Source organism: Bradyrhizobium zhengyangense, from assembly GCF_022012435.1.
Lineage (GTDB): Bacteria > Pseudomonadota > Alphaproteobacteria > Rhizobiales > Xanthobacteraceae > Bradyrhizobium > Bradyrhizobium zhengyangense.
This window is the reverse complement of sequence record NZ_JAKLUA010000006.1, coordinates 65,563-83,156: the sequence shown is the minus strand read 5'-3', so window position 1 is coordinate 83,156 and position 17,594 is coordinate 65,563. Positions and strand designations below refer to the sequence as shown.

Sequence of the window (17,594 nt, the reverse complement as noted above, 5' to 3'; positions counted from 1 at the left end):
AGACTTTGCGATGCAAAGTGACGTCACGTCCCACAACGAGAAGCTTCATGTCGGCATCATCATGGACGGCAACGGGCGATGGGCGACCCGGCGCGGCCTGTCGCGCGTCCGCGGCCACGAGGCCGGCGTCGAGACGATCCGCCGCATCGTCGAGGCCGCGCCCAAGCAGGGCATCGGCACGCTGACGCTCTATGCGTTCTCGACCGACAATTGGCGCCGGCCCAAGGCCGAGGTCGCAGCACTGATGACGCTGCTGCGCTTCTATCTCGCCAATGAAGTGCAGAGCCTGGTGAAAAACGGCGTGCGGCTCAACGTGATCGGCCGTCGCGATCGCCTGCCTGATGGTATCGCCAGCGCCATCGCGCGCGCTGAGGACGCCACCGCAAACGGCAGCACGCTGCATCTGCGGATCGCGGTCGACTATTCGGCGCGCGAGGCCATCCTCAACGCCGCGGCCAAGGCGGCCGCGCTGACCAGCCTCACCCGCGAAGCCTTCTCGCAACTCGTCACCGGCGAGGCCGGCTTGCGCGACGTCGATCTCATCATCCGCACCTCTGGCGAAAAGCGGTTGTCGGACTTCCTGCTCTGGGAGGGCGCCTATGCCGAGCTGCATTTCACAGAGCGGATGTGGCCCGAATTCGACGCGGGCGATCTCGCCGCGGCGTTGGCCTCCTTCCACGGCCGCGAACGCCGCTTCGGTGGCCTCCAGGCCATCATGCCCGAGGAGGTGCCGTCGCTCTCGCGGGCGTAAGGCTGGCTAGGTCGCATGACAGCGGCCCGTGTGTGACGCCTGGCACAGGGCAACGGCAGTTCGTTTCCGACCGCAAGATTGGCGGTCGTGTCCAAGCGGCAGGAGCGCGGCCTCGGTTAAGTGTTCGGTCATTGCAACCTGCCGAGGCCTCGCGCATGTCACAGCTATTTTCAGATACCGTTGTCGGGTCGAACCAAACGAAGGGCACTGTCTGCATCAGAGCCGCCAATGCGTGTGACGTGGAAAGTCTCTCGATCTATTTCACGGGTCTTTCCGCGACAAGCCGTAACAAGCGCTTCATGGGCGCGCGAGCAGACGTCGCATTGCTTGCGGCTGAATGCGTCGCCAAGGTCAGCCATCCCGATCACTTCACCCTGCTCGCCGAACTCAGGCAGGAGGAGGGCCAGAGCACGATCATCGGCGAAACGCGATACGCCTACGATGCGGCTGCGCGGTACGGTGATTTCGCCATCTCCGTTGCCGACGTGTTTCAGCGCAAAGGCGTCGGCCTGCAAATGATGAATGCGATGGAACGGCATGCGAGCGATCGAGGTCACGAGATGATCGCGGCGGAGACTGCGCGGGCGAACGCCGAGATGCGCGGCCTCGCAAAAAAGGCCGGCTTCGAGGATACCGGGCGCGGCGACTGGCAGTCGGTCCACCTCGCCAAGCGCCTGGCGCGATAGCCTTCCGCGCGTTGCCGGGTGGCACGGATCGTGCTCTAGTATCGCCTGACATCCCCAGCAATGGGAGCTTTTGGCGATGCGCGCAGTTCTGGATCATTGCACCGGCGGCACCGAGCGGCAGGTTCCGGCCGGCACGACTGTCATCAGCGAGGGCGGCGCCAGCAGCGGTCACCTTTACGTCTTGATGCAGGGCAGGCTCGATGTGCTCAAGAGCGACATGGTGGTCGCCACCATCGCCGAGCCCGGCGCGGTGTTCGGCGAGATGTCCGTGCTGCTCGGGTTGCCACATACGGCAACGGTGCGCGCCAGCTCGGATTCGGTGATTTACGAGTTCGAAGATGCAGCGTCGTTCCTCGTCCAGCGGCCGGAGGTGGCGCTGATGCTCGCGCGCACGCTGGCGCAGCGGCTCAACGTCGCCAACACTTATCTCGCCGATCTCAAGCGGCAATATGCCGGCCACGGCACCCATCTCGCCATGGTCGGTGAGGTGCTCCAGAGCATGATCAACCTGCCGCCGCTCGAGGTCTCGCCAGGCTCGGATCGGCAATCCGACCCAAGGATGTGAGCCAGTCCGGCGGCTCCTCGATGTAAGACGCGGGCCGTTTCAGCGGCGCGTCGAGATCGATCCATTGCGTCTCACCTGCCGCCAGCCAGAACGCCTTGTCGGCATCGAGATCCAGCACGATATGCGTCGGCGGTCGTCCCGGTTGTTTTCCTGCGTTGAACACCCAGGTCTGGCCCAGCCGATCGAACCAGGAGCCGTCCCTGATGAAGGGCGATTGATGCACATGGCCGGAAATGACCATCGATGGCTGATACTGCATGACCCACTGCACCAACTCGACATCACCGAAGAAGCGCTTGCCGCCCCAGCTTGTCGGCGAATTGGCCGGCGGCGCGTGATGCGCCCAGATCCAGCGTCGTGGATGGTTGAGCGAGGCGTCGCGCAGCTGGTCGGCGATGCGCTGCTTGACCAGCGGCCCGTCCCACCATGGGCACACCGTGAAGAGCGTGTCGCCGATGGTCAGATTGTCGCCGTCGCAAGCGATGCCAAGTTCGCGCACCTCAGAGATCCAGCGCGAGATCTTCTCGCCCTCCGCATTGCGCTCGTCGAGATCGTGATTGCCGGAGCAAAGGATCACGCGAGTCTGCGCCGCGATCAGTGCGAGGTACTTCTTCACCACCACGATCTGCGCGCGGAAATCCACCATCGAGCCGATGTCCAGCGCATCGCCCGCGAAGATCACCAGATCGAATTGCGGCGCGGCGCTGACCAGCCAGTCGAGCTGCGGCAGCGAGTAGTGCAGATCGGCCACGACCAGGCAGCGCATTGAGAGTCCGTCGGTAAGAGAATGAAAATATCCGCGAATTCCAAAATCTTGTGAAGCAAGAAGTAGACCAGCATCGCTGTCGCCGATCCAGGCAAGCAGGAAGCATGCTGCGGCGGCCGGCGGCGCGCAAGCGCAGGTCCGGTTTGCGGGTCTGGACCGGATCGCGGAATTCTGCTGTCGTGGCGTGCCTTCAACCCCGGGTGATCGCATGCCCTCCTTCAAGTCCATTCGCGCCCGCGCCGAGAAGCGCAAAGGTGGGCCCAAGGCGCTCGAAAAGCTGATGCCCGACAAGCCGGACTTGAAGCGTCTGGCAAAACTCGGCGACGACCGCATCCTTGCCGAGATGACGAAGCGAGTGTTTTGCGCCGGCTTTGCCTGGAGCGTGATCGACGCGAAATGGGACGGCTTTGAAGACGCCTTTCTGCGCTTCCAGCCGGCCAAGCTCAGCTTTCAGCCGGAAGATTTTTGGGAAGGCCTGCTGCGTGATGCGCGGATCGTGCGCAACGGCGCCAAGATCATGTCGGTGCGCGACAATGCCGCTTTCGTCCAGGAGATTGCCAAGGAGCACGGCAGCTTCGGCAAGTTTCTGGCGAAATGGCCGCCGTCCAACGAGATCGGCTTGCTCGATCTCCTGGCCAAGCGCGGCAGCCGGTTAGGCGGCAACACCGGCCAGATGCTGCTGCGCTTCGTCGGCTGGGACGGTTTCGTCACATCGAAGGACGTGGTCGCCTGCCTGCGCGATGCCGGCCTCGACATCGCCGAAGAGGTCAAGTCCAAGGGCGATCTCGCCAAGGTGCAGGCGCAGTTCAATGCCTGGGCGGAGGAGACGGGCCTGCCCTACACCCATCTGTCGCGCATCTGCGCGCTTTCGGTCGGCGAGAATAGAAGCGAGTAGCAGGCGGTTGGCGTCCTGCCGCCTCGAACCGTGGACACCGTGTGGCGATCCCGCGCCATTGGTGCGGCAGATGCAACGCGCGATCACGAAATGCATCGTGCAGGAACATTTGTGCGCAGCACCCGTTCGGAAGCTTGAGCCAGGCGATACACGGGAACACGCGCTCCGGCCAAAACCTGGTTCAAGCCACGAAACTCGAACGATAGAACGGAGCAGCTCATGAAGCTCACGTCCGAACAGGTGAAGCAGACCATCAACCAGCTCGGCGCCCAGGTGCTGCCCGACGAGCATCCCGCCATGCCCCAGCTCAACAGCATGTTCGGCGAACACACGTTCTTCGTCGACGAGATGGGCTTGAAGGTCCTCGAGCCGACGCCGTCGCTCAATGCGGAACGACAGACAGGTGAAGTCGTCAGCCTCGCCGACTGGAGCGATGCCGATCTGACGCGGCTGATGGCGCACGAGCCCGAGCCGACCGGCGTGATCGTCGTGTTCGAGCATGTGAGGCACTGACACGGGACACACAAGCAGCCACCCTTCGCGGTGCCGAAGGGTGGTTGGAGACGGGTGGTTGGATCAGGCGTATGATTTATCGCTGATAGATCCGGTCGCCGTCATCACGACGTCGGACAGGACGCTGCCGGGACGGGCGGCGTCGACCCGCTCGTGATGGTCGGGACGAAGTTCGTCTGGCGCGGGTACAGATAGTAGCTGTCGCTGAGCATGACGGTGCCGCTGATCGTGTAGCCGAGATTCGGCGTGTAGGCATAAGTTGCCTCACCGAGGATGAGCCCGCTGTTGGTCGGCACTCCGGTCAGGGATGTCGGCAGGTTGACGGTGGTCCCGGCGGTTCTTGCGGTGCCGTTAAGCGACTGGCTCCAGATCACTTTGGCCGTAACGTGGTCGCCGGTCGGCTGCACCTCCGTGAGGGTCACGACCGCCTTGGTGATGTCGTACGGGGAGAGGACTTTCGACGAGGCGCTGAGAATGCCGGTGACATCGCTGGTGGTCACGCACTTATTCTGCGACAGGATGTCGGCAATGGTGTGTACTGTGGCCGTGACCTTGACGTTGATCGAGAGGGCGTTGCCGAGTTCGACGCCGCCCATGCACAGCAGCAGCATGAACGGCAGCACGATGGCAAACTCGATGGCTGCCACGGCATCTTCGTTGGCTCGAAACCGCCTCAGGCGCACGGGCAAGCGGGTCATTGATAGGGCTCATTCTGGAAAGCGGCGGTCGCCGTGATCTGACGATTGCCGTTCGGCAGGTTTGCCAGGGTGAAGCCGAGCGGCCCCCCGAAGACCGGCCATTGGTAGATTACCTCCAGGACGACCTTGTCTGAAGGACCGCCCGGACTGTAGGGCCAGTTGTTGGAGACAGTGCCGTCGGCATTGAACGTCAATGTCGGTGAAGCCGCGCTCATCGCCGACCAGCTGCTCCCGGACTGGAGGCTGATCATCAGATTGCTGCAGTTGAAGATGATGCGGACCTGCGAGCAGACCAGGGTCGAAAACTGCGTCTGCGTCATCCCGGCCGTCTGCACTTGTCCGGTCATGACCTGCCGGGCGGACTGCTGCACGACCTGCTGAAGCAATTGCTGGCCGAAGAAAACCAGGAAGATCTGGATAATTCCGACCAGCAACGCGATGAATATCGGCGCGACCAAGGCGAACTCGACGGCGTTCGCGCCGTTCTCGTCGTTGCGGAACGCCGCGAGCGTCCTGTGAAGGCGTCGCTTTCCGGATACCGCTCGCAGCTCGGGCATGACGCTCGCTCAGTTGGTCAGGTGAGGGGCCGTTTCCACGACCAACAGGAACAATTGCCTGAGCGCCGCGGAAATGTCGCCGCCCGACTGTACGTCGTAGAACAAGCCGGGCGATGCGCAGGATTTCAGGTTCTGCGCGATCTGTCCGGCTGACGAGGAAGGATTATTGAATGTCGCGATATAGGAATTGTACCAGCCATTGCTCGTGAGCGGCAGGTACTCGGTATAGAGCACCGCGATACGAATTCCCCGGTTCTTGATCGTCGTGCAGTTCGTGGTGTTGACCGGTTGCTGACACCGAAAATTGGAGCCGGTGGCAATCGGCGTTCCGCTACAGGACGAGCTCATCGATACGATCTTGTCGTCAACGCCGTCGGTCACGAGGAACACCACTTCCTGAGGCGTGTCTCCGGTCTGGTTGGATCCCCCGCCGGGTGCGGGCATGATCGCATTGACGCTTGAGAGCGCGTTCTCGATGTCGGTGCCATAGTCGGTGCTGATGGCGCATCCCGAGACCACGCAGTTCTGATGGTCGACGGTGACAAGCGAAATATTGTTGGCGGCCTGGGTCGCGGCCGTCGACAGGTCGGAGGATGGCAGCCCCGACGGCGCATAGATCGTGTTGAAGCCGTAGTCGAACGTGTAGATCGCGGCCTTGTAGGTGTTGTTCTGCGTCGCCTCGGTCTGTTGCGCCGTGGTCATCAGGCTTGCGGTCGCCTGGGCCACGAGGTCGATACGCAGCGTGATGTTCTTGGTGCGTGCGATGCTGAGGTTGTCCTTGGTCGACGCGTTCGCGCCGGAGTCCTTCTCGGGATGCGACTCGTGACAGGCGAACGCGCAGTTCCTCGAGCCGGAGGGCTGGCTAGCGGTCGCGGTGATCATGTTGGTAATATCGGTCGACGTCGCTGCGATGCCCATCGACGGCGAGTCGTCCAGCAGAAGATAGAAGTTGATGTTGGGCGCGCCCGAAGCGCTGGCCGTCGCTGAGCCCTTGATCGGCCACACGGGGGCGCCGAGCAGGGTCGGGAAGGCGTTGCTGGAGTTTGCGGTGTAAGTGACGGTCGCGGTGCGCACCAGGCCGGTATTGCCGACATTGACCGTCAGCGCGGGACTCCCTGACAGGCCGCCGGCGATCGCGTTTGCCGTCGCATTGAAGATGTTCGTGGCGGTCGTCTGCGCGACCGTCGTGCTCTGCGCCATCATCGACGGCGTCACCGCCGCGATCGCGGCGGCATCGGCTGCGGCGTCCAGCTGCGATTGCCGGCGCTGGGCCTGCGTGTAATCGAGCGTCATGCCCAGTAGATAGACGGTCGGGAACAGCAGGATCGCGAATATGACGGCAACGTTGGCCTTGCGATCCCTGATAAAACGACAAAGCGAGGCGCGCAGCATGACCTTCATCCTAATCGCCGTTAACCACGGCACAGGCAATTCCCCGTCAGTTCAGGTATCGCTTGCCGGAAGCGGGCGGATCGAAAAGCCTCCGCCTGTCTCTCGGCAGGGGGAACTTTGAAGGCTGGCTGTTTAAGTAATACTTACTTGCACCGCGCGAACATGGAGTGCCCGATGTCGCCAATGTCAGATTGAAGCGACGCAATTAACCGGCCGTAAAGACGTCACCGCAAAACGGCGGTAATGAAGGCCGGGGGCCGCGGATGCCTGCGGCCTTGTCGGCCATTGGCGTATCACGGCCGAAAGGCCAGACGCTGAAATCAGCGGAACGGAACGTCGTGAGATCAAGTCCCGCGCGGGTGTTGCAGTCGGAATAAATGCGCCGCCGCGATGTTTTGACTGAGTTGGCGTCAGCCAGAACGGCACGGGATGACCTTTAGCGGCTCAGCCGGCGAGATCGAAGGCACGAGGCATTTTGCCTCACGTCGCGCCGTGCTTGGCTGGGCGGCATCCGCCGCTATGCTGACATTCTCGCGGCCGGTATTGGCTCAGGATCCGCCGAAAGCTCCGGGGGAGGTGGATCTACTGGCGTCGATGGTCCAGAAGCTTGGAGAGCCGGAGCACGCAAGCAGGATCAGCCCCGAGGAGGCCGCGCGCTATGCGGACCGCGTGCCGCAGGCCTTGATCCGCTTCTGGCTCGAGCATGGGCGTGGGGCCTATTTTGACGGATTGTACTGGCTCTGCGATCCCGCGCCGTTCGACGCCGTGCTCGACCTCATCTTCAGGGATGATGACGAGTTCAACCCGTCGGATATGACGGTGATTGCCTATACGGCATTTGGTTATCTGAAAGTATGGCACCGGCGTCGGCGCCAGATGAGTGTTTCACTCCTGCTCTCCTCGGTGTTCAACCCGCCAGCGAGTTCGTGGCACGACCGTGTCACAGGTCAGCCGTTCTCCGAGGACTACAGCGTGTCCGCTTTTGCGAGTACCAGGAAATCGGAATCTGATCGGGACGACCTCGAACTTCTTGCTGCTGCCGCAGCCCGGTACGGCGCCCTCGAACCGGGCGAGGTCTACGGCTTCTTTCCTGCGCTGCAATTGGGCGGGGCCTACGCGGTCGAGAATCTCAAACGCGTGAGAGCTGCCGAGCATTTTCAGATCCTTGCGCAAATCGATCGTTTCAAGCTGACGCGTCTGACGCCACCCGATCAGCCGGGCTATCCCTATGGCCACGTCGAGTTCGTGCGCTACATCGGACAACGGGACAAGCTGTAGGCGCCCGCCGGGCGGCAGTAGCCCCGTTCGCGCGCATTCTGGCTACCGCATCTGGCGCAAGGCGGCGGGTTCTGGAGTAGACGGTCTTCCACCGAGATGGCGCACCCGACACGATTCGAACGTGTGACCTTTGCCTTCGGAGGGCAACGCTCTATCCAGCTGAGCTACGGGTGCAGCGAGGCCTCATTTAGCCTAATGGCGAGGGGCGGGCAACCGGTCCACCGCGGCAATATCAGCGCTTTAGGCCGATTTGCGTGGAGCGGCGGCAGGAACTTGACCGCTAACTGGCCCATTATCGCTGCCGAGAGCCGCAAATTCGGCCAGCACCCGCTCGGAGCAGACCACACGGTTGCGGCCGAGTCGCTTGGCGGCATAGAGGGCTTGATCGGCCGCACCGAGCAGGCCGTTGGGGGCGTCATCGGCCTCGCCGGGGATATGGCAGGCGACGCCGACACTGAGGGTCACATGGTCGCCGGCGCCATGGGCGCCATGGGCGATCTGCAAGGCCATCACGGCCCGGCGAATCTCCTCGGCGATGGCGCAGGCATCGTCGCGGCTCATTTCCGGCAGGATCAGCGCAAATTCCTCGCCACCGTACCGGCCGGCGAGGTCGAGCGGACGCACCGCGTGGCGGCTGACCACGCGCGCGATCGCGCGCAGGCACTCGTCGCCGGTCTGGTGGCCGTGCTCGTCATTGAACAGCTTGAAATGATCGACGTCGACGAACAGTAGCGCCAGCGGCTTCTGCGTCCGCTGCGCGCGCGCCCATTCGCTCATCAGCATCTGGTCGAACGAGCGACGGTTCGACAGGCCCGTCAGCCCGTCCTTGGTGGCGAGCTCCTTCAGCGCCATTTCGGCGCGCTTCTGGTCGGTGAGGTCGCGCAGCGTCTCCACCACGGCGATCAGATTGCCCGCCTCGTCATGGATCGGACCGGCGTCGATCGCGAGATAGAGCTGGCTACCGAGCTTCGGCATCACGCACCAGTTTTCCGCGGAAAAGCCAAGCCCGTTATGGCCGCGCGCGGCATATTCCGAATAGAACTCCGGCAGCTGCTCGGGCTGGTCGAGCGCAACCAGATCGGCAAGGCAAGGGCGCTTGGCCTCGTAGAAGGCCTGCCAATGCTTGTTGGTGCCGATCACCTCGGAGGCGGCAACGCCGGTCAGCCGTTCGCAGGCCTTGTTCCAGATCACGACACGTCGTTTCGGATCGATCACGAAGGTCGGCACCACCAGATGCTGCATCAGCCGCACTGCGTAGGAATCGGCGACATCGACGGTCTTCGCGGGAGTATTGCCGAGCTTTGCCATCTCAGGCCACCGCCGCTACAGGAATGGCATCGCCAGGGCCGAACAGCTCGCGGACCTCGGCCGCCGGCTTCGGTCTGCTGAACAAATAGCCCTGCATCTCCGTGCAGCCGAGGGCACGCAGCATCTCACGCTGGGCCTCGGTCTCGACGCCTTCGGCGACCGTGGTCATGTCGCTGGCGGAGGCGATGTTCACCACCGCCTGCACGATAACAGGCGCGCCGCCGGCGTCGGCGATGTCGGCGACGAAGCAGCGGTCGATCTTGATCTTGTCGAACGGGAATCGCTTCAGATAGCTCAGCGAGGAATAGCCCGTGCCGAAATCGTCGAGCGCGATGCGCACGCCGATCGAGCGGAGCTGATGAAGGATCGAGAGCGCCGCCTCGTCGTCGCGGATCAGCACAGCCTCGGTGATCTCGAGCTCCAGCCGGCGCGGCTCCAGCCCGGAGGCGGCAAGTGCGCCGGCAATCCGCAGCGCCAGCGTATCGCATTTGAGCTGCACGGGCGAGACGTTGACGGCGAGGCGGATATGGGCGGGCCAGGTCGCGGCCTCGTTGCAGGCCGTGCGCAGCACCCAGTCGCCCAGCTCGTTGATCAGGCCGGTATCCTCGGCGATCGGAATGAATTCGGCGGGCGAGACCATGCCGCGTTCGGGATGGCGCCAACGCAGCAGCGCCTCGCAGCCGGAGACCTTGCCCGAGTGCAGATTGACCAGCGGCTGGTAGTGGATCTCGAAGCCGCCATTGACCAGCGCCTGCCGCAGATCCTGCTCCAGCGAGAGGCGGGCCTTGGCGCTCGCATCCATCTCCGGCACGAAGAAGCGGTAAGTGCGCCGCCCTTCCGCCTTGGCGCCATACATCGCAAGGTCCGCGTTCTTGATGAGCTGGTCGAGATCGGCACCGTCCTGCGGTGCCAGCGCGATGCCGATGCTGGCGTCCGTGGAGAGCTGGTGGCCGAGGCAATGATAGGGGCGGCGGATCGCTTCGTGGATCTCAGTCACGAAGGCCAGTACGTCGGTAGAGGATTCGATACCCGTCTGGATCACGGCGAACTCGTCGCCCCCGAGCCGCGCGATCAGATCGCCTGGCCTCAGACAGGCGCGGATGCGGCCCGCGATCGCCATCAACAGCTCGTCGCCGACATGGTGGCCGAGCGAATCGTTGATGCCCTTGAATTCGTCGACGTCGATATAGAGCAGCGCGAACTGGGCGCCGCCGGCGACCTTCTCCAGCTCGCGCTCGATCTGCTCGCGGAACAGCGCGCGGTTGGGCAGGCCGGTCAGCGCGTCATAATGCGCCATATGCGCGATCTTCTCGGCGGCGTTGCGCTGTTCGGTGACATCCTCGATGACGTTGATGATGTAGCGCGGGTCACCGGCCTTGTCGCAGATGCCGATGCGCTTCGAAATGGTATGGCGCTGGCCGTCGGTCGGAGTTTTCCAGCTCTGCTCTCTTTGCAGCAGCCGTTCCGGTGATTGCAGCACGGCGTCATCGTCGCGCGTGACGACGTCGGCGTCCGCTTCGGGCAAAATATCGGCCGCCGTCTTGCCGACGATCGTCTTGCCGCCTTCCCCGAAAATGTCCTCGGCTATCCGGTTGACCAGGAGGTAGCGCCGCGTGTGGGCGTCTTTCACCGTGATCTGCGAGGGAATGTGGTCGATGATCTCGCGGAGAAAGGTGTAGTTGCGGTCGCGCTCCTGCTCCAGATTGCGACGCTCGGTGATCTCCTCGATCGTGGCAACCCATCCGCCTTGCGCGAGCGGCGTGTTGATGACCTGGAAAGCGCGCCCGTTGGGCAATTGATGCTGTTTGGTGGCGACCTTGCCTTCGGCGACGCCCCTGAAGACCTCGGCGCAGAACTCTTCGACGTTGCCGCTGAACGCGTTGCGCTCCTTGCGGTGGTACATCGCCTGGTGGATGTGGCAGCCGGGCTTGATGACGTCGTGGGAGAGACCGAACATGTCGGCATAGCGGCGATTGCAGGTGACGATATAGCCGTCAGCGTCGTACAGGATCAGCCCTTGCGACATGTTGTTGAGGGCGGTGTCGAGCCGCAGCCGTTCCGCTTCCAGCCGCTTCTGAGCCTCGCGGTTCTGCCTGATGATCTGGCGGATGATCATGAACAGGATCAGCGCGATCACCGCCGCCGACAGCGTCGCGGTGGTGACCATGAAGCCGGTCTGCTGTCGCCAGTCGGCCAGCGCGGACGACATCGTGTTGGTGGCGACGATGACAAGCGGAAAATGGGTCAGCGATGCCGCGGAACCGAGTTTATCGGTGCCGTCGACCGGGCTCTTGACGCGAAGTGTGTGCTGACCGCCGAAGGTCAGCACCTTCTGCATCAGAGGCGCGCTCTTGTAGCTTCTGCCGATCATCGATTCGACGTTGGGGTAGCGCGCCAGCATCACGCCTTCGCGGTCGAACAGCGAGATGGCGGCGCCCTCGGCCAGCGCGACCGAGGCGAAATAGCGTTGATAGCTGTCGGGATCGATCCGCCTCACCAGCGCGCCGACGAAAGTGCCGTCCGGCAGGCTCAGCCGCCGCGCCACGACCGTCGTCCATTTGCCGATCAGAAAGCTGCGCACGGATTCCAGCAGCACCGGCTCCGACATCGGATTGGTCTTGAAGGTCTGGAAGTAGGCGCGCGAGGAGATGTTGATCTTGGGCAGCGGCTGCGCACGTGACCAGGAGATGATCTCTCCGTCAGCGTCGTAGATCGCGATGTCGCCGAGATAGGAGACGGCGCCAATCTTGCTCCGCAGCATCCTGTTCGCTTCGGGTCCGGACATGCGCTCGCGGAACGTCTGCGGCGAAGTGATCTCAGGTAGATGCATCTGCCCGATCAAATCGGCTGCGACGACGTCGGAATCTTCAAACTGCTGATCGAAGTGCCGCGCAATCAGCTGCACGGTGTTTTCCAGCTCGCGCTCGCGGTTGGCCAGCGTGCGCTCGCGAAACTCGCCGACGGCCATCGCGGTCACGGCGAAGATGCCGGCGACCAGCAGCATGCCTGAGAGTGTCAACCACAGCACGGGGCCGCGCCGCATGGCGGCGTCCCAGCCGCCTTTCGCGGCCCGGAACATTGCAGCTGCCATCCCTGACAAAAACTGGCGCATCCCTCTCCCCTGGAGGAGCAGAAATACCATCGACAGATGGCGCAATGCTTAGGAAAGCCGGTTACCCATGGCTTAAACCGGTTGCGGATTTCTACGGATATCCAGCAGAGGCGAACCGCTTAGCGTTGCCCCGGTTGCGCCGCGTCTGCGAAGGACGCTGCGCCGCATCGTTACCGGAAGCCTAATGCGAGGCGCCCGCATTCTTCTCGCCACGGCCGTTACGCAGCCGTCCGACCACGCCGGTCGGGAAGAAATACACGCTGGCAATGAAGAGCAGCCCGAGCCAGAGCAGCCAGCGGTCCGGGTGCAGCAGCCCCGGCAGCAGTGGCAGGCCGGCTTCGCCCGCGGCCTTGGAGGCGACGCCCATGAGGGATTGCAGATAATTCTGGGCGAGGATGAAGATCGTGGCGCCGATGATCGCGCCGTAGATCGTGCCCATGCCGCCGATCACCACCATCAGGAGAATGTCCAGCATGATGGAGAAACTGAGCGAGGTGTCCGGGCCGGCATAGCGCAGCCATAGCGCGTTCAGGATGCCGGCGCTGGCGGCGACGAGGGCCGCAAGGCAGTTGGCGTAGGTCAGATGGAACACGGTGCGGAAGCCCAGCGCCTCGGCGCGGAATCGGTTCTCGCGGATCGCCTGCAGCACGCGGCCGAACGGGGAGTTCACCACGCGCAGCAAAGCGAGGATCATCAGGGCCGAGATCGCGAACACCAGATAGAAGGTCAGGATGCGGCCGTTGACCTCGAAGCCGAACAGGTTTTTGGAGATCAGCACCGTGCCGGGGCGCAGCAGCTCCGGCAGCTGGAAGCTGCGCCCGTCCTCACCGCCCGTGAGCCATGACAATTGCGAGGCCAGGACCTGGAAGGCGGAGGCGACAGCGAGTGTGATCATCGCAAAGAAAATCGCGGCCACCCGCAACGAGAACAGGCCGATCGCAAGCGCAAGCAGCGCGGCCAGCGGCAGTCCGACGACTATGCCGGTTGCAACCGCAGCCCAGTTCGGACCTATGCCATACAGCGCGATCGCGATCGCGTAGCTGCCGATGCCGTAGAACATGGTGTGCGCGAACGACACCGTGCCGGTGTAGCCGAGCAGCAAATCGTAGGACGCCACCAAGGCGGCAAAGACGCAGATCTTGGCCGCGACGTTCAGCGCCTTTGCTCCCGGAAACAGGAACGGCGTCGCCGCCAGCGCCAGGATGATGACGACGAGAATGAGCGTGAGCACGCGGCTCCGCGGCGGATCGCCCGAGAGAAGCATCATCGGCTGGTCACCGCATAGAGGCCGCGCGGCCGCCACATCAGAACGGCGACCATCAGCAGGATGTTGGAGACGAGGGCGAGTTTTGGCACCAGGAAGCCGCCGTAGTTGGCGACCATCGCCACCAGGAGCGCGCCGATGAAGCAGCCGCCGATCGAGCCGAGGCCGCCGATGATGACGACGACGAAAATCAGGACGGTGAGCTCGTCGCTCATCGAGGCATGGACCTGCTCGCGATAGAGCGCCCACATCACGCCGCCGAGGCCGGCGAGCGCCGATCCCGTCATAAACACGCCGAGGAACAGGCGGCGGATGCGATAGCCGAGCGCCTCGACCATCTCGCGGTTCTCGACGCCGGCGCGGATCAGGAGCCCGAGCTTGGTGCGGTTGAGCACGAGCTGGATCGCGATGAAGACGGCCAGGCCAATCAGCATCGCCAGCACGCGGTATTTGGCGATCGCAACGTCGCCGAGGATGAAGGAGCCGCGTAAAGAGGCCGGCAGCGGCATCGGAATGATCTGCGGTCCCCACAGCGCATAAAGCGTCTGCTCGGCAACGATGAGGCCGCCCGTCGTCATCAGGATCTGCTTCAGATGCTGACCGTACACAGGAAGGATCAACACGCGCTCGACGACCAGGCCGAGCGCACCTGATACCGCCATCGACAGCAGCGCCGCCGGGGCCAGCACTGCGAGGTTGACCCAGAGCGAATCCGCCTGCACGGAGGCCGCGAACGGCGCGAACACAAGGGTTGCGACATAGGCGCCGACCGCGATGAAGGCGCCATGGCCGAAATTGAGCACGTCCATCAGGCCGAACACCAGCGTCAGGCCCGAGGCCATGATGAAGATCATCATGCCCATGGCGAGGCTTGCCGCGGTCAGCGTCAGCCAGGTCGAGGGCGAGCCGACCAGCGGAATCATGATCAGCGCGAGCGCGATCGGCAGCAGGATCGGCGCAAGGTCGCGCTTCGGCTTCGGCAGCGGATCTGACGCGGCAAGGTCTGTCACTGATGTGCCTCCAGGCTCAGGCCGAGCAACCGTTCCTGCAGCGGCACGTCGGCGGCCAGCGCCGCCATCTCACCGCGATGGACGATGGTGCCGTTGTCCATCACCAGCACGCTGTCGCCGAGTTCGCGGGCTGCAAAGAAATTCTGCTCGACGAGGAGAATGGTCGCGCCCTTGCGCTTGATCTCCTTCAGGCATTCGATCAGCGCCATCACGATGGCGGGCGCCAGACCCTTGGTGGGCTCGTCGATCAAGAGCAGCTTGCGCGGCTCGATGATGGCGCGCGCGATCGACAACATCTGCTTCTGTCCGCCCGAGAGGCTCCCGGCGCGCGACAGCCAGAACCGGCGCAGCGCCGGGAAGAAGCCGAATATCCACTCCAGCTGTCTGTCGTCCATCGCCGCATCGCGAGCCGCCAGAACGAGATTGTCCTTCACCGTGAGATCGGAGAACACCGCCATGCTCTCGGGCACATAGCCGACGCCGAGCCGCGCGATGTCGGGCGTGGCGAGGCGCTCGATGCGTTCGCCACTGAGCGTAATCTCGCCGGAGGAGGCCTGCCACAGGCCCATGATAGTGCGCAGCGTCGTGGTCTTGCCGGCGCCATTGCGGCCGAGCAGCATCGTGACCTGCCCTTGCGGGACGGCGAGGTCGATGCCCTGGAGGATGTGGTAGCGGCTGATATGGGTGTGCACGCCGGAGAGTTTCAGGAGGTCGGTCATGCGGCACTCCCTGCAGCGTTCTTGGGAGCAACGCCGAGATAGGCTTCCTGCACGATTGGCGAGGCGATCACTTCGGCCGGTAGGCCGTCGGCGACGAGCTGGCCGTTATGCAGCACGATGATGCGGTCGGCGAGCGAACGCACCACGTCCATCTTGTGCTCGACCAGCAGGATGATCTTGCTCTTGTCCTGCTTGAGCTGCGCGATCAGGTTCAGCACGACCGGCACCTCATCGATGCTCATGCCGGCCGTCGGCTCATCGAACATGAACACCTTTGGCTCCAGTGCAATCATCAGCGCGACTTCGAGCTTGCGCTGGTCGCCATGCGACAGCACGGTTGCGGCGACGCTGCGGCGATTGCCGAGCGCGACCTGGTCGAGGATGGCGTCAGCGCGCGCGATCAGATCGCGGCGGACCATCCAGGGCCGCAGCATGTCGTAATGGGTGCCGTTGGTTGCCTGCACCGCGAGGCGGACGTTCTCTTCGACCGTCAGGTTCGGAAAAAGATTGGTGAGCTGGAAGGCGCGCCCCAGTCCCGCACGGGTCCGCAGCGGTGCGGAGTGATGGGTGATGTCGGCACCGTCGAACAGGATGCTGCCGCTGGAGGCGCGCAGCTGGCCCGAGATGAGGTTGAAATAGGTGGTCTTGCCGGCACCGTTCGGCCCGACGATGGCGGTGAGCTCGCCCGGGCGGAACGTGCAGCTGACGTTGTTGACGGCGACATGCCCGCCGAAGCGGATGGTGAGGTCGCGGGTTTCGAGAGAGAGGGACATTGAAGCCAAATTCGTCGCCGGTTGTGAGACCTCTCCCGCAAGCGGGAGAGGTGAAGCAAGAAAGCTCAGCGCTTGTTCCTGATCGGAACGTCCATGTCCTCGATCTTCAGCTCGCGCACCGGCTCGAGTACGGCCCAGGCGACGTTCGGATCAACCTTGACCTTGAAGTGATACATGCTCTGCAGCGCCTGATGGTCTTCCTTGCGGAACACCATCTTGCCCTTCGGCGTGTCGAACTCCATGCCTTCCATCGCCGTGATCAGCTTCTCGGTGTCGGTCGACTTCGCCTTGGTGACGGCAGTCACGACCGACATCGCAGCGGCAAAGCCGCCCGCGGTGAAGAAATCCGGCGGCGAGTTGAAGCGCTTCTGGTGCTCGGCGACCAGCCAGTCGTTCACCGGGTTCTTCGGGATGTCGTAGTAATAATAGGTCGCGCCTTCCATGCCGGGCAGGCTCTTATAGGCGGCGAGCGCTGGCAGGATGTTGCCGCCGGTGGAGAGCTCGATGCCGTAGCGCTTCGGATCCATGTCCTGGAGCTTTGCCAGCGGATTGCCGGCGCCGGCCCAGATCACCCAGATCACCTTGCGGCCAGGCTTATCCTTCAGCGCATCGAACAGGCGCTGGCCGACGGCGGTGAAGTCGGTGGTGCTGGTCGGAGCATATTCTTCAGCTCCGAGCGTCGCGCCGGTCTTGGCCAGCGCTTCCTTGAAGGCGGCGACGCCGTCGCGGCCGAAGGCGTAGTCCTGCGCCAGCGTCGCGACAGTGACGCCTTGCTTGCCGATCGCGACCGCGTTCGAGATCGCGTCCTGCGACGAATTGCGCGCGGTGCGGAAGATGTAGCGGTTCCATTTCTCGCCGGTAATCTGATCCGCGACCGCGGGCTCGACGATCAGAATCTTCTTGTTCTCTTCCGCAACGGGGAGAATGGCGAGCGCGGCGGCCGAGGAGGTGGTGCCGATTGCGATATCCGCCTTGTCGTCCTGATAGGCTTCGGCGAGCGCGGCCTTCGAGAGGTCCGGCTTGCCCTGGTCGTCCTTGGTGATGATGACGATCTTGCGGCCGTCGAGCGTCATGGTGCCCTTGGTGGCGTATTCGAAGCCCATCTGCAGGCCGGTCTCGGTCTGCTTGGCATAGGCTTCGAGCGGGCCGGTCTTGCCGTAGATCAGCGCGACCTTGAGGTCGTCGGCGTGCGCGGAGGCGACCGCGGCGAGACTGAGAATAGTTGTTGTTATGATGAGTGATCGACGCACGATGGTCCCTCCTGACTTAATGTGTTGGGCAATAGCGATTTGCATAGCCTGATGGAC

The 17,594-nt window shown here is 63.5% G+C and carries 17 protein-coding genes and 1 tRNA gene; 6 read left to right on the top strand and 12 right to left on the bottom strand.

Annotation, left to right across the window (positions count from 1 at the left end):
* Nucleotides 1–10 precede the first annotated feature (10 nt).
* The 3 genes from L6637_RS19755 (at nt 11) to L6637_RS19745 (ending at nt 2,002) form a co-directional block, all read left to right on the top strand.
* The gene (locus tag L6637_RS19755; protein WP_237871777.1) at nt 11–751 is read left to right on the top strand and encodes a di-trans,poly-cis-decaprenylcistransferase; all 741 of its coding nucleotides are present in this window, start codon (nt 11–13) and stop codon (nt 749–751) included.
* A 155-nt stretch (nt 752–906) separates the two neighbouring features.
* On the top strand, nt 907–1,437 hold the full coding sequence (locus L6637_RS19750) for a GNAT family N-acetyltransferase (RefSeq protein WP_237871775.1): 531 nt from the start codon (nt 907–909) through the stop codon (nt 1,435–1,437).
* A gap of 76 nt (nt 1,438–1,513) precedes the next feature.
* On the top strand, nt 1,514–2,002 hold the full coding sequence (locus L6637_RS19745) for a Crp/Fnr family transcriptional regulator (protein ID WP_237860513.1): 489 nt from the start codon (nt 1,514–1,516) through the stop codon (nt 2,000–2,002).
* On the opposite strand, the gene L6637_RS19740 is transcribed toward L6637_RS19745, so the two are convergent.
* A complete protein-coding gene (locus L6637_RS19740; RefSeq protein WP_237860511.1) occupies nt 1,941–2,768 on the bottom strand; it encodes a metallophosphoesterase family protein in 828 nt (275 codons plus the stop codon). The two genes, L6637_RS19745 and L6637_RS19740, sit on opposite strands and share 62 nt — an antisense overlap.
* Before the next feature lie 208 nt (nt 2,769–2,976).
* On the opposite strand from L6637_RS19740, the gene L6637_RS19735 reads away from it, so the two are divergent.
* Both L6637_RS19735 and L6637_RS19730 read left to right on the top strand, forming a co-directional pair.
* A complete protein-coding gene (locus L6637_RS19735) occupies nt 2,977–3,663 on the top strand; it encodes a DNA-3-methyladenine glycosylase I (RefSeq protein WP_237860510.1) in 687 nt (228 codons plus the stop codon).
* 219 nt (nt 3,664–3,882) lie between these two features.
* Nucleotides 3,883–4,176, top strand: coding sequence for a hypothetical protein (locus L6637_RS19730; protein WP_237860509.1), 294 nt, complete (start codon nt 3,883–3,885; stop codon nt 4,174–4,176).
* Nucleotides 4,177–4,280: 104 nt separating this feature from the next.
* On the opposite strand, the gene L6637_RS19725 is transcribed toward L6637_RS19730, so the two are convergent.
* Genes L6637_RS19725 through L6637_RS19715 form a run of 3 tightly spaced genes read right to left on the bottom strand, consistent with a single transcriptional unit; the run spans nt 4,281 to nt 6,823 of the window.
* Nucleotides 4,281–4,874, bottom strand: coding sequence for a TadE/TadG family type IV pilus assembly protein (locus tag L6637_RS19725; RefSeq protein WP_237860505.1), 594 nt, complete (start codon nt 4,872–4,874; stop codon nt 4,281–4,283).
* Nucleotides 4,871–5,431, bottom strand: a complete 561-nt coding sequence (locus L6637_RS19720) for a TadE/TadG family type IV pilus assembly protein (protein ID WP_237871773.1) — start codon at nt 5,429–5,431, stop codon at nt 4,871–4,873. Before L6637_RS19720 ends, L6637_RS19725 begins: the two co-directional genes overlap by 4 nt.
* Nucleotides 5,432–5,440: 9 nt before the next feature.
* Complete coding sequence (locus L6637_RS19715; RefSeq protein WP_237871959.1) at nt 5,441–6,823, bottom strand: TadE/TadG family type IV pilus assembly protein; 1,383 nt, start codon at nt 6,821–6,823, stop codon at nt 5,441–5,443.
* Nucleotides 6,824–7,315: 492 nt separating this feature from the next.
* Here L6637_RS19715 and L6637_RS19710 point away from each other — a divergent pair, with 492 nt between their 5' ends.
* Nucleotides 7,316–8,101 carry a GAD-like domain-containing protein gene (locus L6637_RS19710; protein ID WP_237871771.1) on the top strand — a complete coding sequence of 262 codons (786 nt, stop codon included), beginning with the start codon at nt 7,316–7,318 and terminating at the stop codon, nt 8,099–8,101.
* 97 nt (nt 8,102–8,198) lie between these two features.
* On the opposite strand, the gene L6637_RS19705 is transcribed toward L6637_RS19710, so the two are convergent.
* The 8 genes from L6637_RS19705 to L6637_RS19670 all read right to left on the bottom strand — a co-directional run bounded on the left by L6637_RS19705 (nt 8,199) and on the right by L6637_RS19670 (nt 17,537).
* Nucleotides 8,199–8,275, bottom strand: a tRNA-Arg gene (locus L6637_RS19705).
* A 66-nt stretch (nt 8,276–8,341) separates the two neighbouring features.
* The gene (locus L6637_RS19700) at nt 8,342–9,409 is read right to left on the bottom strand and encodes a sensor domain-containing diguanylate cyclase (protein ID WP_237860500.1); all 1,068 of its coding nucleotides are present in this window, start codon (nt 9,407–9,409) and stop codon (nt 8,342–8,344) included.
* 1 nt (nt 9,410) lies between these two features.
* Nucleotides 9,411–12,488 (bottom strand): bifunctional diguanylate cyclase/phosphodiesterase, encoded by a 3,078-nt coding sequence (locus tag L6637_RS19695; protein ID WP_237871957.1) that lies wholly within the window; start codon nt 12,486–12,488, stop codon nt 9,411–9,413.
* Between the two features lie 214 nt (nt 12,489–12,702).
* Nucleotides 12,703–13,788 (bottom strand): branched-chain amino acid ABC transporter permease, encoded by a 1,086-nt coding sequence (locus tag L6637_RS19690; RefSeq protein ID WP_237871769.1) that lies wholly within the window; start codon nt 13,786–13,788, stop codon nt 12,703–12,705.
* A complete protein-coding gene (locus L6637_RS19685) occupies nt 13,785–14,795 on the bottom strand; it encodes a branched-chain amino acid ABC transporter permease (RefSeq protein ID WP_237860496.1) in 1,011 nt (336 codons plus the stop codon). The genes L6637_RS19690 and L6637_RS19685 overlap by 4 nt, the downstream gene beginning before the upstream one ends.
* Nucleotides 14,792–15,514 (bottom strand): ABC transporter ATP-binding protein, encoded by a 723-nt coding sequence (locus L6637_RS19680; protein WP_237860494.1) that lies wholly within the window; start codon nt 15,512–15,514, stop codon nt 14,792–14,794. Before L6637_RS19680 ends, L6637_RS19685 begins: the two co-directional genes overlap by 4 nt.
* Nucleotides 15,511–16,287: an ABC transporter ATP-binding protein gene (locus L6637_RS19675; protein ID WP_237871767.1), complete on the bottom strand. Its 777-nt coding sequence runs from the start codon at nt 16,285–16,287 to the stop codon at nt 15,511–15,513. The genes L6637_RS19680 and L6637_RS19675 overlap by 4 nt, the downstream gene beginning before the upstream one ends.
* A gap of 65 nt (nt 16,288–16,352) precedes the next feature.
* Complete coding sequence (locus L6637_RS19670) at nt 16,353–17,537, bottom strand: substrate-binding domain-containing protein (protein ID WP_237871765.1); 1,185 nt, start codon at nt 17,535–17,537, stop codon at nt 16,353–16,355.
* Nucleotides 17,538–17,594: the final 57 nt, after the last annotated feature.